Genomic DNA, 14,943 nt, shown 5'->3' with positions numbered 1-14,943 from the left:
CCAAAGCCTCAAAAGGCCCTCAAAAGTTTGAGGCCTGAGATTCCGAGGCCCGGAGACCTGAAGCGCTGAGACCTGAACCTGAGCCGAGGGGGTGCGTCATGGTCCTGAGTGACGTCCTCCAGTCGCGCGGGCAGACCCGTCGGCTGACCCTGTGCGGCACCGAGGACGTGGTGGGGCGCTGCCGGGACTTCAGCCGGGAGGCCCTGGCCGACTGGCAGTGGATTCCGGCCGCCGACGAAGAGGAGCAGGCAGTCGTCGACGATGTGCTGCTGCTCGTGTCCGAGGTGGTCACGAACGCCTGTCTGCACGCCGGTGGGCCCCGGGAGTTCGTACTGAACTGCACAGCCGCCCGGCTGCGCATCGAGGTCACCGACGGCAGCCCTGTGCATCCGTCGCCCCGGCCGTCCGGCGTGGCCGCCCCCGGCGGGCACGGCCTGACCGTGCTGCGGCGCCTTGCCCGGAGCTGGGGCTCTCTGCCGCGGGGAAGCGGCAAGACGGTGTGGGTGGAGGTGGCGGCGCCGCACGGCTCCCGGCAACGGGGGGCCTAGCGGCCAGGCCGTCGTCCTCCGCCAGGAGCGCGTCGCGCAGTGTCGTCAGGATGCGCGTGAGAAGCCGGGACACCTGCATCTGCGAGATGCCCATCCGTTCGCCGATCTCCCGCTGGGTCAGCTCCTCCACGAACCGCATGGTGAGGATCATCCGGTCCCGCTCGGCAAGGCCGGCCACCAGCGGTTTCAGCGCCACCACGCACTCGACGGTGTCGTACGCGAGGACCTCCTGGCCGAGACAGCACTGCGCGAAGCCCGCGGGCGCGTCGTCGAAGACCACGTCGAGGGAGCGGGCGTTGTAGCCGTTCGCGGCCCGGCGGCCCTCCCGGACCTCGGCCTCGTCCACGCCCAGATGGGCCGCCAGCTCGGCCGCCGTCGGCTCCCGGCCCAGCCCCTGCTCCAGGATGTCGGACGCCCGGGCGATGTCGATCCGGAGCTCCTGGAGCCGGCGCGGCACGCGGACGTCCCAGCTGTTGTCGCGGAAGAAACGCTTGATCTCGCCCTCGATCGTCGGCAGTGCGAAGGACGGGAACTCCACCTCACGCCCGACGTCGAAACGGTCGATGGCCTTGATCAGCCCGATGGTGCCCACCTGGACGACGTCTTCCATGGGCTGGTTCCGGTTGCGAAACCGCGAGGCGGCGTACTTCACCAGGCTGAGGTTGATCTCCACCAAGGTGTTGCGCACGTACGCGTACTCGGGTGTTCCCTCCTTCAGTGACGCCAGGCGCTCGAACAGTGAGTCGGAGAGGGTGCGGGCGTCCAGCGTGCAGAGGGTGCGTGGATCCGGGATGTCGGGAAGGCCGGCCAGTCCCGGCGGTCGTGAGCCGGGTGCGGTGGAGTCGGATTCGGGTTCACGGGTACGCAGGCGGCTGGACATGAGGCTCCTTCGACGCGCTGGGGGAACCGTCGTACGAGCGTCCTGCCGATATCTTACCCAAATGGGCGTTTAGTCGCTTTCTTGCGAGGTGTGGGGCGAGGCCCGGCCCTCGCCCGGCCCACTAGCTCGCCTTACGACCCGCGAGCGGCGCGGTCTGTTCGCCGCTTCCCTTGCGTACGCCGTCCAGGAACTCCCGGATCGCGTCGGTGGACGTACGCAGCGGCTGCCAGTCCAGTTCCCGGCGCGCGCGGGACGAGTCCAGCACGGGCAGCCGCAGCACCGCGTCGAACAGGTGCGGCGACGCGGGGGCGAGGTGCGCGTTCCAGGCCGCCGCCAGCGCGGCGCGGACCACTCCCGTGGGCACCCGCACCACCTTCGCCTCCAGCAGGTCCCCCAGAACCCGCGCGTCGACGACGGGATCGGCGGCCAGGTTGAACGCTCCGCTCACCTCCCGCAGCACGGCCTGCCGGTAGGCCTGCGCGGCGTCGTCGGTGTGCAGGGCCTGCAGGACGAGTCCCTTCAGATCGGGCACCCAGGGCAGCAGGTCCGGCCGTACCAGCGGGCCGGGCAGGAAGCGCCCGGCGAAGATGCGCCGCTGCTCGCTCGCCGACGTCTCCTTGAACAGGAACGCCGGACGCATGCGTACGACGCGGACGTGCGGGTGCTCGTACTCGAAGGTGTCCAGCACCCGTTCGAGGTAGGCCTTCTCGCGGCAGTACGCGGCGTCCGGCCAGCCGTGGGTGGGCCAGGACTCGTCGACGCCGGGGGCCTCCTTGGGTCCCGGCGAGTACGCGCCGACCGACGACGCGTGGACGAGCGCGGGCACTCCGGCGACCGCGACCGCCTTGAAGACCCTGAGGGAGCCGAGGACGTTGGTCTGCCAGGTGACCACCGGGTCGTGGGTCGGCTGGAAGCGCCAGGCGAGATGGACCACGGCGTCGGCGCCGGCGAAGTAACCGGCGAGCCCGTCACCGTTCTCCTCCTCGCCCAGGTCCACAGCAGCCCATTCGGTCCGCGGAAAGGCCAGGTCGGGAACCCTGCGCGCGAGGCCGAGGACGGAGCCGACCTGTGGATCCTCCGCGAGTGCGCGCACCACACTCGTGCCGACGTTTCCGGTGGCGCCCGTGACGACCACCCGCAGCCCTGTTGTCTCGTTCATGAGGCACTCCGTGACCTTGCTCGTCGTTGCCGTGCTCCCGAACCAGGCGGACCTCCTTCGGGTCCCCAGAACAGAACGGGTGAAACGGACGGCCCGGAAGCCCTGGTCACGACCCCTCGCGCCGCCCGCCGGTCCTCCGCAGGACCCGCAGCAGGTATTCCTTGCGGTTCAGCGGGTCGTGGTCCGTCCGTGGCCTGGCCGGGGCCGCGCCACGCACCGGCCGGTAGTGGTCGAAGGCGCACTCCAGGAGGCCCTCGCCGCGCGTCAGCGACGGCAGGCGCTGCTCCAGTTCGTGCATCCGGGCCGCGGGAATGTCCCCCTCCAGCAGAGCCGACGCACCCCGCACCTCCTGGGTGCGCGCAGCGGCCCGCAGCCGTGCCAGCACGGGCAGGACCACTCCGAGCGTGTCGGCCGGTACGTCGAGAGAAAACCGGTGCATCGGCTCGTGCACCACGGTGGTGGCCCGCCGCAGCGCGCTCATCAGGACCAGCGGTGTCAGGTTGCGGAAGTCCGCGGACGTGCTCGACATGCTCTTGTCGAAAACGGCGTGCGAGTGGCTCTGCCGCGGCCAGTAACCGCAATGCGTCATGGTGACCGTGCAGTCGGTGACCTGCCACCCGTGGACGCCCTGGAGCAGCGTCTGCCTCACGGTGTCCTCGACCGCCTTGAAGAAGGAGTACGGCATCGCCCCGAGCTCGACCTCCAGCCGGAATTCCACCCCCGCGCCGACCGGTGCGGGATCGACGCGCAGTCCGACGGTCGCCAGAAACGGATTGGGCTCCTTGTCGATGATCTCGAAAGCCGCCCCCGTGCCGGCCGGCCGTTCCACGCAGATAGTGGTCGTCTTGCGGAAAGTGACGTCAAGACCGAAGTCGTCGGCCAGGGTTGCCTGGATGACCTCCTTCTGCACCTCGCCGTAGAGCGAGACGAACACTTCCCCGCGGATGTCGTCCTGCCGCAGATTGATCAGCGGGTCCTGCTCGGCGAATTGGGCCAGCGCGAGGTGCAACGCGCCTTTGTCCGCCGGACGGCAGGGAACCACGACCGTTTCCAGCGTCGGCGGGGCGAAATGGTGACGTGCCGACGCGGCCGGCGCCGCACCGATCCAGTCACCGATACGGACATCGCCGAGCCCCCGGATTTTCCCGATCCGCCCCGCCCGGACCGAGTCGCAGTCGACGATCCCGGCGGCGTGGAGCAGCCGCTCGTTCTCGGGCCGCAACCGCTTTTCTTACGTCGCGCGGGTGGCCGGGCGGGCGTTACCGGACGAGCAGAGTGAGCGCGGCGCACCCCCCGCTCGCCGCGCCGGCGCACACGACGGCCACCGCCACGCAACGCGCCCTGAGCTGCCGGTAGCGCTCGGTGTACTCCGCGCGCAGTGTGGTGGCGCGGGCCGACACGCGCACCAGCATGGCGCGCGAGGCCGCGAGCCGCTCGGCCGTGTAGACGCGCTCCACGTCCTCGCGCTGCGCGGTGGTCAGCCACGGCAGCTGCTCGGTGAACCGGTCGGCATGGCGGCGCGCATCCGCCACCTCGGCACTCCACAGGAGATAGCCCTCCAGCTGGGCCAGACCGCGGTCGCTCTCCATCTCGGGCTCCACGCTCGCTCCTCCCTGCCTCTTCCGGGCGGTGTCCTACTGCTTGTCTCCCGGAGCCACGGTCACGGAGGCGTCGGGGCGGTTGTGCGCCTGGTCGAGGGCGGCGATCACCGGGTGGTGCAGGTCGAAGGCGGGGGACTCGGAGCGGATCCGCGGGAGGGTGACGAAATTGTGTCGGGGCGGCGGGCAGGAGGTGGCCCACTCCAGTGAACGGCCGTAACCCCAGGGGTCCTCGACCTTCACCGGCTCGCCGTACTTCGCGGTCTTCCAGACGTTGTAGAAGAACGGGAGCAGCGACATGCCCAGCAGGAACGAGCTGATCGACGAGACCGTGTTCAGTGCGGTGAAGCCGTCGGCGGCGAGGTAGTCCGCGTACCGGCGCGGCATGCCCTCGGCGCCGAGCCAGTGCTGCACCAGGAACGTGCCGTGGAAGCCCACGAACAGTGTCCAGAAGGTGATCTTCCCCAGCCGCTCGTCCAGCAGTTTGCCCGTGAACTTCGGCCACCAGAAGTGGAACCCCGCGAACATCGCGAAGACCACGGTGCCGAACACGACGTAGTGGAAGTGCGCGACGACGAAGTACGTGTCGGTCACATGGAAGTCCAGCGGCGGCGAGGCCAGGATGATGCCGGTCAGACCGCCGAAGAGGAACGTGACGAGGAAGCCGGTCGCCCACAGCATCGGCGTCTCGAAACTGAGCGAGCCCTTCCACATGGTGCCGATCCAGTTGAAGAACTTCACCCCGGTCGGCACGGCGATCAGGAACGTCATGAACGAGAAGAACGGCAACAGCACGGCGCCGGTCGGGAACATGTGGTGCGCCCACACGGTCGCCGAGAGACCGGCGATCGCGATCGTCGCGCCCACCAGACCGATGTAACCGAAGATGGGCTTGCGGCTGAAGACCGGGATGATCTCGGTGACGATGCCGAAGAACGGCAGCGCGATGATGTACACCTCCGGGTGCCCGAAGAACCAGAAGAGGTGCTGCCACAGCAGCGATCCGCCGTTGGCCGGGGAAAAGATCTGCGCACCGAACTTGCGGTCGGCCTCCAGGGCGAGGAGCGCCGCCGCGAGCACCGGGAAGGCGAGCAGGACCAGTACACCGGTCAGCAGGATGTTCCAGGTGAAGATCGGCATGCGGAACATCGTCATGCCGGGTGCGCGCATGCAGATGATCGTGGTGATGAAGTTGACCGAACCGAGGATCGTGCCGAAGCCGGAGAAGGCCAGACCCATGATCCACAGGTCGGCGCCGACGCCCGGCGTATGAACCGCGTCGTTCAGCGGGGAGTAGGCGAACCAGCCGAAGTCCGGCGTGCCGTCCGGAGTGAGCAGGCCCCCCACCGCGATGGTCGAGCCGAAGAGGTACAGCCAGTACGCGAACATGTTCAGCCGCGGGAACGCCACGTCGGGCGCGCCGATCTGCAGCGGCATGATCCAGTTGGCGAATCCGGCGAACAGCGGCGTCGCGAACATCAGCAGCATGATCGTGCCGTGCATCGTGAACGCCTGGTTGAACTGCTCGTTCGAGATGATCTGAATGCCCGGCCGGGCGAGTTCGGCGCGCATGAGGAGCGCCATCACGCCGCCGATGACGAAGAACACGAACGACGTGGTCAGGTAGAGCGAACCGATCGTCTTGTGGTCGGTGGTGGTCAGCCACTTGATGACGACGCTGCCCCGCCGGTGAGGGTGGACCGGAAGCTCGTCCTCGTAGCTCTCCGGTTCCGGGCCGGCCGATCCTGCGGTGTTCATCGTCGTCATTACGACGTTCCTCCGGTTGAAAATCGCGTGTGGCGGCCCGCCGGCCTCCTGCCCGGCAGCAAACCAGTCGCGCGACGCCGATGCGCGCCCAGAGACTGATGCGACGTCGACTTCACCCGTTCGGCGCCTCGGAGACCGGAGTGTCGGGAGCGGGCGGCAGCGGCGTCAACGGGGACGCCGGCGCGGGGGAGTCCGGGGCCGGGGAGTCCGGGGCCGGGGATTCGGGGTCGGTCTCGGGCGACGCCGGCTCCGAGGCGGGGGACTCCGGCAACGGCGATTCGGGCGCCGGCGTCAACGGCGACTCGTCCGGGGACTGCGGAGGGGAAGTCGTGTCCGTGGTGGTGGGCGGCGCGGTCTGCTCGTCGCCGTCGCCCGTGTCGCCCGTGTCGCGGGTGAACCAGTCGTTGCTCTCCGGGTCGTACACGGTGAATTCCTTCACCGGCCGGTCCGCGGGCGCCACCGTCACCACGTCCGTGGGCCGGTACCCGGGCCATGATGTGCCCGCCCGCTTGGGCGTGCCCTGGACGGCGACCGGCGGGCGCAGCGGATTGCCGCACGCGCAGCGCACCCGCGGTACGCCCCGGTCGTCGACGAGGACCGCGGTGCCGGCCTGCAGTACGGCCTGGTAGGGCGTGGGAGCGCCGTTGCGGTAGCCGTGGTTGGTGACCCGGGTGTCCATCCGCAGCTGCACGGGCGTCAGCGACCGCAGGTACGCGGGTACGCCGGTGGGCTCGATGTCCAGGACGGAGGCGAACGCCGCGTTCTTGTCCTGCTGGGAGGTGAGCGCGGAGATCTGCTTCTCCACGTTGCAGCTGGCGACGTTCCGGGTCCCGCCGTACACACCCGGGGCCGACCCACGCACCGCACGGGTGACGTTGGTCCGCGTCGGTGACACACCCGGCTGCACGCCCGGCGGTGTGGTCGGTGACGCCGTCGCCGCGGAGGTGTTGCGCGCCGTCGACTCGGTGTACGGATCGGGCCCGGACGAGGCGGCGGGCTCCAGGAACACCTCGCCGCTCGCGACCGTACCGCCGTCCGGGCGGGTGAGGACGACGGTCAGCACCACCGCGGCCACGATGGCGGCCGCGATGGCCGCGACCCGCGGTACGGACCGCCACCAGGGGCGGCCGGGGCCCTCGGGTCCGCCCGCACCACCGGGACCGCCCGTACCGCCGCCGCTCGGAGGGCCGGACGGCGGACCGGAAGGCGTGCCGGGCGGGGGCGGTGCACCCGGTCGCGAAGGACCGGAGAGCGGGCCGGAGGGGGGCCCTTTGGGGCGGTCGGACGACGGCGGCTGGGCACTCACTGGCGGTTCTTCCCAACGTAGGGATCGGTCGCGATGCGTGAACTTCTTCCCACCCTGCGTGCTTCTTGCGCGCTTCGCACCCGTACGGCCCGCAAGCTGACGCGGTCGGCCCCCTCCGGCGGCGGACTGCCCGGCGTGTGCTTAGCGTGGCAGGGTGAGCCAGCAGGAGTTCAGCGACCACAGCCGCGCCACCGGCGCCGCACACGTCTGGCGTGACGCCCTCGTGGCGGTGCTCGCCGGCCTGGCGGCCATGGCCGTCACGGCGGCCCTCGGCCTGTGGGCCGCGGGCGCGGCCGACCTGCCGGGAGGCGCGTTCCCGCGCGTCGTCGCGGCCGTCGTCGTGATGGCGGTCGGCGGCTCCGTCGACATCTCCGGCGACGCGGGAGCGATCGCGGAAACAAGGGCCGACCTCTCGGTGCTGCCGCTCTCCGTGACCCTCGCCGGGGCCCTGGTGATCGCCACGCTCTTCCTGCGGCCGCTGCGGCACCGGGCCGTCGCCAGTACGCGCGAACTCGCCGGACGGGCCGCGTGGTTGGCGGGCGTGTGGGTACTGGCGCTCATCGTCCTCTCGCTCCTCGCGCGGCACTCCTTCAGCATCCCGCTGCAGGACCCGACGGGCGGCCTCCTCGAGGACGTGATCGCCGACGCCGCACCCGAGGTCGGGTTCCGGACCGACATCCCCGTCACCCTCCTCTTCGGACTGCTCTGGCTGGCGGGCCTCCTCGTCCTCGCCCTCCTGGTGTCGCGCAGAGCCCCGCTCCCCGCCCGCCTCCTGCGCTTCCAGGAGCCCGTACGCCCGGCCGCGTTCGCCATGGTCGTGCTGCTGCTCTCGTACGTCGTCCTGGGACTGATCCTCGCGCTCGTCGTCGTGGTGACGCACGGCCACCGGGCCGAGACGTTCGCCGTGATCCTGCTCGGACTGCCGAACCTCGCCTGGCTCGCCCTCACGCTGGGTCTCGGCGGGTCCTGGGAGGGGAAGGTGGACGGGCCCTTCGGGCTGCCGATGCCGCAGGTTCTGGACGAGGTACTCCGTACGAAGGACATCGCCACCCTCGGTCTCGGCACGCTCACCGAGCACGACGGACGGGCGTGGTGGCTGCTGGTCGCCGCCGTGGTCCTGGTGCCGGCCGCCGCGTTCCTGATGGCCGTCCGCTCACCCGCACGGACGAAGGCCTGGCAGCACGCCGTACACATGGCCGTCGCCCTGACCCTCACGGTGCTGATGATCTGCCTGGTCGCCCGCCTCTCCGCGCATTACGGTCTGTCGCTGCTGGGCATCGGCGAGCTCCTGGACCTGGGCGGCGGACTCGGCGGGGAGGTCTCGCTGCGGCCGCGCCTGTGGACGACGCTCGGCCTGGCCGTGCTGTGGGGGCTGGTGGCAGGTTTCCTCGGCAGCCTGGCGGCCGCGCGGGTCCACCGGCGGGGCGAGGTCGCGACAGAGGCTTCCTGACCGCCCGCGGGCCCGGTTACCCGACGTACCCGGGAAAGACCGGCAGGGCCCAACGCGGCGGCGGGGGCGGAGCTTCGGCGGCGGCGGACCACCTGTCGGCGTGCCGGTCCGCCCGTGTGGACGGACGGCCCTCGGGCCCGATGCCGGCCGCCGCGGCGCGCAGCGCGGCCACGAACTGCAGGCAGGAGCCGTACCGGTCGTCCGGGCTCTTGGCGAGTGCCTTCGCCAGTACGCCGTCGACAGCGGCCGGGAGGTCCGGGCGCTGCTCGGTCAGGGGTGGTGGCGGGTCGAACTGATGGGCCCACAGCAGCGCCATGTCGTCGTCGCGCCGGAAGGGCGGTGTCCCGGCCATCGTTTCGTGGACGACGCAGGCGAGGCTGTAGACATCGCACCTGCCGTCCACCGGGCGTCCCGAAATCTGCTCCGGCGCCACGTAGTCGAGCGTGCCGACGAACTGGCCGACGGTGGTGAAACCGGTCAGCGACAGTGACTTCTTCGTCAGGCCGAAGTCCGTGAGGTACACGTGCTCCGGGTGGTCGCTGTCCGTGCCCTCCGCGACCAGGATGTTGCCGGGTTTCACGTCCCGGTGCACGAGGTCGTGGGCGTGGGCTGCGTCGAGTGCGGACGCCACCTGGGCGGCGATCCGCGACGCGGTCCCGATCGGCAGCGGGCCCTGGCGGTCGAGCAGATGACGGAGGTCCTGACCGGCGACGAACCGCATGGCGATGTAGAGAACGCCCTCGGTCTCGCCGGCCTCGAAGACCGGCACGATGTGCGGATGGTCGATCGCGGCGGCCACGCGCGACTCGTGGGTGAACCGCCGGCGGAAGGTGTCGTTGCGCGCGAGTTCGGGCGCGAGCAGCTTCAGGGCGACCGTACGGTCCAGGCGCAGGTCCCTCGCACGATAGACGACGGCCATGCCGCCGCGGCCGATCTCGCTCTCCACGAGGTAGCCGGCGATCTGCGTCCCGAGCAGTTCGGACGGCCTTCCGGCCAGGCCGGATTGGTGGGGGGCGCGTGCCATTACCCGTCACCGGGCCAGGTGGGCGGATGCGGGGCGGGCGCGTCGCCGGGCGGCTCCACGACCCGCGTGGCCTCGCGGCCACGGCTGTCGCCATCGTCCCCGGCATCGTCCGGCGGCCCCGCTCCGCCGCCGACGATTCGCGTGGGTTCTGGTGGGGCCGGTTCTGGCGGGGCCGGTCGGGTCGGATCCGGGGACCGGTCGGCGTCGGGGCCGGTCGTCGGTGGGGCGGCGGCACGCTTGGGGGCCGGTGGTGACGGCCGGGCGTCGTCCGGGGCGGCGGGGGTGACCACCTGGGTCGGTTCCGGGGGTGGGGCGGCGGGGGGTTGCGGGGTCACCTCGGTGGGTTCGTGGGGCGGCGGGTCGCTGTCGCTGTTGCCGGGGGACGACGTGGCCGCGTACGTGGCGAGGTGTGTTCCGTCGCAGTACACCCAGCGCTCGTGCTCCGCGTCGTACAGCCACACCGATTCCCCCTCGGCCACCATCCCCACGCGCAGCCCGCGCGTGCGGCGGCGGAAGCCCTCGCCGTCCGTGCGGCCCGCGGTCAGGTCCTCCGCCGCTCGCCGGTACTGGCTCAAGGACTCCTCGACGCGGGCCAGCACAGGCCGCGGGTCCGCCGTACGGGCCATCGGCTGCCCCGCCGCCGGGGGCTCCTGCGGTACGGACACGAGCAGGCGGCCGTCGACCCAGGCCGACCAGCCGTTGGCACACAGGATCTGCCCCCAGTCCCCGCGCCGGCCGATCAGCTGTACGGGAAGCAGCGGATCGAGCGGTTCCGTGGGCCGGGACACGTCCGGCTCCTCCCAGGCGGCGAGCCCGTCCCCGGGGACGACATGCGTGGGGCGGAAGTCGGGAGTCGTCATGGCGCCCCGTTCCTACTTCCGCATGACGGCGGGTTCGTGCCGCCGAAGCAGCTTCGCGACGAGGTACCCGAAGACGGCGGAGAGCACCACCATCATCCCCATGTTGAGCAGCCACACCCCCGCCGAGTGCCCGAACAGCGGATCCGCCGTCAGCTCGCCGGGAACGATGCTGCCCAGCTCGATGGTCCCGGCCATCGCGCCCAGCGCCCACCGCGACGGGACCAGCCACGCCAGCTGCTCGACCCCGGCGACCCCGTCCAGCTTCAGCAGCGCGCCGCAGAACACGACCTGGACGATGGCGAGGAGGACCAGCAGCGGCATGGTGACCTCCTCCTTGCGCACCAGCGCGGACACCAGCAGACCCAGCATCATCGCCGTGAACGACAGCATGGCGACGGCCACGGTGATCTCCACCAGTGGCGGCATGAGTACCCCTTCGCCGCCCGGCGCGCTGAGATCGACGCCGACCAGGGCGACCAGCGTCAGGACGACGGCCTGGAGGACCGTGATGGTGCCCAGCACGACCACCTTGGACATCAGGTACGCCGATCTGGACAGGCCGACGGCACGCTCCCGCTGGTAGATCACCCGTTCCTTGACCAGTTCGCGCACCGCGTTGGCGGCGCCGGTCAGCACCCCGCCCACGCAGAGGATGAGCAGCGCGTTCATCGCGGTGTCCTGCGTCAGCTTCGAGCCGGCCAGGGCCCGTGCCATCGCGCCCATGACGAACGGCAGGGCGATCATGATCGCCAGGAAGGTCCGGTCGGCGCTCAGCGCGGCGGCGTACCGCCGTATCAGCGTCCGCAACTGCGCGCCCCGGCTGCGGGGCCGCGGCGGCGGCGCGACGACGGCCGGGGCGGGGGCCCGCGGCAGGTGCGGCTGCGTGCTGGCGTTCGCGATGTACTGCTGGTGGAACGGGGACTGACGGTACTGCCCCGCCCAGTCGCGGTCGCGGTCGTTCTCGAAGGCCTCGAACGCCTCCGGCCACTGCTCGAACCCGAAGAAGGCGAGCGCGTCCTCCGGCGGCCCGTAGTAGGCGATCTTGCCGCCCGGGGCCAGCATCAGCAGCCGGTCGCACACGTCGAGGCTGAGCACGCTGTGCGTGACGACGACGACCGTACGGCCGTCGTCGGCGAGGCCGCGCAGCATGTGCATGACCGAGCGGTCCATGCCGGGGTCGAGCCCGGAGGTCGGCTCGTCGAGGAAGAGGAGCGACGGCTTCGTCAGCAGCTCCAGCGCCACGCTGACCCGCTTGCGCTGGCCGCCGGAGAGGCTGTGGATCGGCTGGGAGGCCCGCTGGTCAAGACCCAGCTCACGGATGACTTCGGCGACCCGCGCCCGCCGTTCGCTCTTCGCGGTGTCCTCGGGGAAGCGGAGCTCGGCGGCGTAGCCGAGGGCCCGTCGCACGGTCAACTGGGAGTGCAGGATGTCGTCCTGGGGTACGAGGCCGATGCGCTGGCGCAGCTCGGCGTAGTCCCGGTACAGGTCGCGGCCGTCGTACAGGACCGTGCCCCGGTCGGCGGGGCGCAGCCCGGTCAGCGCGTTGAGGAGGGTGGACTTCCCGGATCCGCTCGGCCCCACGACCGCGAGCAGGCACTTCTCACCGACGGGGAACGACACGTCGTCGAGGAGTGTCTTGCGGCCCTTGTCGACCAGGACCGCCAGGTCCTGCACGTCCAGCGAGACCTCACCGGTGTCGACGAACTCCTGCAGCGTGTCGCCGACCAGGCAGAACGCGGAGTGTCCGATGCCGACGATGTCACCGGGGGAGACCTCGGCGACGGTGACGGGCAGGCCGTTGAGGAAGGTGCCGTTGTGACTGCCGAGGTCGGCGATCTCGTACGTACCGTCGGGACGCGCCCGCAGCTCGGCGTGCCTGCGCGAGACGATCAGGTCGTCGACGACGAGGTCGTTGTCGGCGGCGCGGCCGATGCGTACGGTACGGGCCGGCAGCGGCCGTACGGTGGTCGGCTGCCGGAAGGTGCCGGTCGCGGACGGCATGGAGACGGCGGACGGGCGTTCCGGCGCGGAGGGCGGAGTTTCATGCCCCAGGAGAATCGCACGCGGCCCGTCGGCCGGGCTGCCGAAGCGGATGACGCTGCCGGGGCCGACGTCCCACTCGTGGATCCGCCTGCCTTCGGCGTACGTGCCGTTGGTGCTGTGCTCGTCCTCAAGCGTCCAGTGGTCCGCCTCGGGGCGCAGCACCGCGTGATGCCATGACACGCGGGCGTCATCGATGACGATGTCACTCAGAGGGTCGCGCCCGACGTGGTAGTCCCTGCTCGGACTGATCAGCGTCGAGCCTGCCTCGGTTTCGAGGACCAGCTCGGGCGCGGTCGGCGCGACAGGCCGCTGTCCCATGTTCGAATTCTATCCATTGGTCCCGGTTTCCGCCTGGCCAGGCCCGAGCCTGAGCCCCGGCCGTGCTGCCGGCCGGGGCCCAGGTGGTTGCCGGGCTGCGGGGGGGGGTGTCAGCCCATCGTGCCGACGTCCGTGTTCCGGCGCCCGCGGCCACGGGCGCGGGCGCGGCCGGACTCGCTGCCGTGCATGGCCGCCATGGCCAGGCCGAGCAGCAGGGCCACGGCGCCGACGATCACGTTGCTGACAACGCTGCGCGTGGTGTCGACGTTGCCGGCCACGACCCACGGAGCGACGATCGTCCATGCACCGATGGCGGCGGCGGTCCAGGCCATGGCGTGGGTCCGCTCGTACGCCGAGCTGAACCCGCCCATGCACAGCGCGTAGGCGATACCGGTGATCAGGTTGCACACGGCCAGGGTGGTGAGGCCGTTGAACCCGGCTATCCACGGCGACGCTGCGAGGTACACACCCGTGAGGAGGGCCAGTGTCTCGATCGCCTGGGCGCGGGGAGTGGTGGTCGCCCGCTCGAACCGGGATCGCATCTCGGCGACGTCGGGGTGTTGCTCGATGCTGCTGGGGTGAGTGGTCATGACAGGCTGCCTCCACATAGAAAGCCCTTATCTGCCCTTTACGTCATAATTAACGCTCAATCGCCGATTTTGGTCAACGGGTGGGGTGGGCGCGAATGGAGCGCTGGCTACGCTGGGCTCCGTGTTCACCTCTCAGGGACCCACCTTCCGCGAGCTGACCGTGCAGGCTCTCTCCTCCATCGAGCGCGGCTACGACCTGCTGGCCCCGAAGTTCGACCACACCCCCTTCCGCACGCCGGACCGGTTCCTGGACGCGGTCGCCGGCGCCCTGGAGCCTCTCGGGCCTTTCGGCGCGGGGCTCGACGTCTGCTGCGGCACCGGGGCGGGCGCACGCGTACTGCGCCCGCTGTGCCGGGAGCGCGTCACCGGCGTCGACTTCAGCGCCGGGATGCTGGCCGCGGCCCGCGAAGCCTTCGACGACGGGCGGACGCCCGCGGTGGAGTGGACGCGGGCCGATGCCCGCGCCCTGCCGTTCACCCAGGAATTCGATCTGGCGGTGAGCTTCGGGGCGTTCGGGCATTTCCTGCCCGCCGAACGCCCCGCGCTGTTCGCCGGGGTCCACCGGGCGCTGCGGCCCGGCGGACTGTTCGCCTTCCCCATCGGCGCGCCGCAGTCCATCCGTTCGCCGTTGTACTGGACGCTGCTCGGCTTCGACTCCGTCATGCGCGTACGCAACGCGCTGTGGCGGCCGCGGTTCGTCATGTACTACCGGACGTTCCCGCTGCGGGGTGTACGGGACGACCTGGCCGGGGCCGGGTTCACGGTGCGGCTGCAGCCCCTGGAGGAGTTCGGCCGCCGTACCGACGGAAGCCCCAACTGGCGGCTGGTGGTGGCCCAGAAGGAGTGAGAGGGCGGGTGCGGCGGTTCAGTACCCCTTGGGCGGCCGGTCCGGATCGGCCTGCTGGACCCGTTCGGCGAAGTTCGACCCGGACTGGTTGACGCCGTACCTCGCGCGTACGTAGTTGATCGTGGCGCACATGCAGGCCACCACGTCGTAGGGGGTGGTGGCGGTGCCCTCCTGGTGGTACGCGGCGAACGTCGGGGGGATGCACTGCGTGGCGCCGCGCGAGCAGTTCTGCGGATGCCCGTCGGCCACGACCGGGCCGTGCGCGTTGGAGTCGTTCGTGTTCACCCGCCAGCGCGGGTGGTTGGACGCGGATTCGCGCAGCGCGATCGTGGCGAGCGCGGGCACGCCGTACTCCGGGTCCATGCCGGTCAGTTCACAGGCGCGCCGGGCGTACGTACGCATGGCGGCCTCGCCGCTTTCGTCGTCGGGATCGTCGTAGGTGACCTCGCTCAGCTCCATGGGTGCCCCTCTTGCCGCTGTTCGCGGTGGACGTTCGCTCCTGACCGGTTTCCTACCCATGTCGCTGATGACCTAGTACTGCAGCCGCAGTTGT

The 14,943-nt window shown here is 70.9% G+C and carries 12 protein-coding genes and 2 pseudogenes; 3 read left to right on the top strand and 11 right to left on the bottom strand.

From position 1 onward, the window contains the following. The first annotated feature begins 98 nt into the window (after positions 1–98). Complete coding sequence (locus J7E91_RS33125; RefSeq protein ID WP_214910731.1) at positions 99–548, top strand: ATP-binding protein; 450 nt, start codon at positions 99–101, stop codon at positions 546–548. 13 nt (positions 549–561) lie between these two features. On the opposite strand, the pseudogene J7E91_RS33120 reads toward J7E91_RS33125, so the two are convergent. The 6 genes and pseudogenes from J7E91_RS33120 to J7E91_RS36920 all read right to left on the bottom strand — a co-directional run. Then, a pseudogene (locus J7E91_RS33120) lies at positions 562–1,428 on the bottom strand (SigB/SigF/SigG family RNA polymerase sigma factor); the annotation flags it as partial. 121 nt (positions 1,429–1,549) lie between these two features. Next, on the bottom strand, positions 1,550–2,587 hold the full coding sequence (locus J7E91_RS33115; protein WP_214910728.1) for an NAD-dependent epimerase/dehydratase family protein: 1,038 nt from the start codon (positions 2,585–2,587) through the stop codon (positions 1,550–1,552). Between the two features lie 106 nt (positions 2,588–2,693). Beyond that, a pseudogene (locus J7E91_RS33110) lies at positions 2,694–3,752 on the bottom strand (GTP-binding protein); the annotation flags it as partial. Positions 3,753–3,846: 94 nt separating this feature from the next. Beyond that, positions 3,847–4,188 (bottom strand): hypothetical protein, encoded by a 342-nt coding sequence (locus tag J7E91_RS33105; protein WP_214910724.1) that lies wholly within the window; start codon positions 4,186–4,188, stop codon positions 3,847–3,849. A gap of 33 nt (positions 4,189–4,221) precedes the next feature. Beyond that, positions 4,222–5,952: a cytochrome c oxidase subunit I gene (gene ctaD, locus J7E91_RS33100; RefSeq protein WP_214910722.1), complete on the bottom strand. Its 1,731-nt coding sequence runs from the start codon at positions 5,950–5,952 to the stop codon at positions 4,222–4,224. A 112-nt stretch (positions 5,953–6,064) separates the two neighbouring features. Next, positions 6,065–7,258 (bottom strand): DUF6777 domain-containing protein, encoded by a 1,194-nt coding sequence (locus J7E91_RS36920; protein ID WP_214910720.1) that lies wholly within the window; start codon positions 7,256–7,258, stop codon positions 6,065–6,067. A 154-nt stretch (positions 7,259–7,412) separates the two neighbouring features. Between J7E91_RS36920 and J7E91_RS33090 the strand changes: the two genes are divergently transcribed. After that, positions 7,413–8,708, top strand: coding sequence for a streptophobe family protein (locus J7E91_RS33090; RefSeq protein ID WP_214910718.1), 1,296 nt, complete (start codon positions 7,413–7,415; stop codon positions 8,706–8,708). 16 nt (positions 8,709–8,724) lie between these two features. On the opposite strand, the gene J7E91_RS33085 is transcribed toward J7E91_RS33090, so the two are convergent. The 4 genes from J7E91_RS33085 to J7E91_RS33070 form a co-directional block, all read right to left on the bottom strand. Further along, a complete protein-coding gene (locus tag J7E91_RS33085; protein WP_214910716.1) occupies positions 8,725–9,732 on the bottom strand; it encodes a serine/threonine-protein kinase in 1,008 nt (335 codons plus the stop codon). Further along, the gene (locus tag J7E91_RS36525) at positions 9,732–10,592 is read right to left on the bottom strand and encodes a hypothetical protein (RefSeq protein ID WP_251016634.1); all 861 of its coding nucleotides are present in this window, start codon (positions 10,590–10,592) and stop codon (positions 9,732–9,734) included. The genes J7E91_RS33085 and J7E91_RS36525 overlap by 1 nt, the downstream gene beginning before the upstream one ends. Before the next feature lie 12 nt (positions 10,593–10,604). Next, positions 10,605–12,953 (bottom strand): FHA domain-containing protein, encoded by a 2,349-nt coding sequence (locus tag J7E91_RS33075; protein WP_214910714.1) that lies wholly within the window; start codon positions 12,951–12,953, stop codon positions 10,605–10,607. Positions 12,954–13,063: 110 nt separating this feature from the next. Beyond that, on the bottom strand, positions 13,064–13,543 hold the full coding sequence (locus tag J7E91_RS33070) for an SPW repeat protein (RefSeq protein ID WP_214910712.1): 480 nt from the start codon (positions 13,541–13,543) through the stop codon (positions 13,064–13,066). A gap of 121 nt (positions 13,544–13,664) precedes the next feature. On the opposite strand from J7E91_RS33070, the gene J7E91_RS33065 reads away from it, so the two are divergent. Continuing rightward, positions 13,665–14,390 (top strand): class I SAM-dependent methyltransferase, encoded by a 726-nt coding sequence (locus J7E91_RS33065; protein ID WP_214910710.1) that lies wholly within the window; start codon positions 13,665–13,667, stop codon positions 14,388–14,390. Positions 14,391–14,408: 18 nt separating this feature from the next. Here J7E91_RS33065 and J7E91_RS33060 read toward each other — a convergent pair whose 3' ends face one another. After that, a complete protein-coding gene (locus tag J7E91_RS33060) occupies positions 14,409–14,849 on the bottom strand; it encodes a hypothetical protein (RefSeq protein WP_214910708.1) in 441 nt (146 codons plus the stop codon). Positions 14,850–14,943 lie beyond the last annotated feature (94 nt).

Source organism: Streptomyces sp. ISL-99 (assembly GCF_018614005.1).
In the GTDB taxonomy this organism is placed as follows: domain Bacteria; phylum Actinomycetota; class Actinomycetes; order Streptomycetales; family Streptomycetaceae; genus Streptomyces; species Streptomyces flavidovirens.
Note: the sequence above shows the minus strand (reverse complement) of the source record. Positions and strands in the feature narration are given on the sequence as shown.

What these genes read in the sequence shown, in the direction of transcription:
- J7E91_RS33125 (WP_214910731.1), top strand. Translation starts at nt 99, where the DNA reads ATGGTCCTGAGTGACGTCCTCCAGTCGCGCGGGCAGACCCGTCGGCTG.
- J7E91_RS36525 (WP_251016634.1), bottom strand. Translation starts at nt 10,592, where the DNA reads ATGACGACTCCCGACTTCCGCCCCACGCATGTCGTCCCCGGGGACGGG.
- ctaD (WP_214910722.1), bottom strand. Translation starts at nt 5,952, where the DNA reads ATGACGACGATGAACACCGCAGGATCGGCCGGCCCGGAACCGGAGAGC.
- J7E91_RS33075 (WP_214910714.1), bottom strand. Translation starts at nt 12,953, where the DNA reads ATGGGACAGCGGCCTGTCGCGCCGACCGCGCCCGAGCTGGTCCTCGAA.
- J7E91_RS33085 (WP_214910716.1), bottom strand. Translation starts at nt 9,732, where the DNA reads ATGGCACGCGCCCCCCACCAATCCGGCCTGGCCGGAAGGCCGTCCGAA.
- J7E91_RS33115 (WP_214910728.1), bottom strand. Translation starts at nt 2,587, where the DNA reads ATGAACGAGACAACAGGGCTGCGGGTGGTCGTCACGGGCGCCACCGGA.
- J7E91_RS33060 (WP_214910708.1), bottom strand. Translation starts at nt 14,849, where the DNA reads ATGGAGCTGAGCGAGGTCACCTACGACGATCCCGACGACGAAAGCGGC.
- J7E91_RS33070 (WP_214910712.1), bottom strand. Translation starts at nt 13,543, where the DNA reads ATGACCACTCACCCCAGCAGCATCGAGCAACACCCCGACGTCGCCGAG.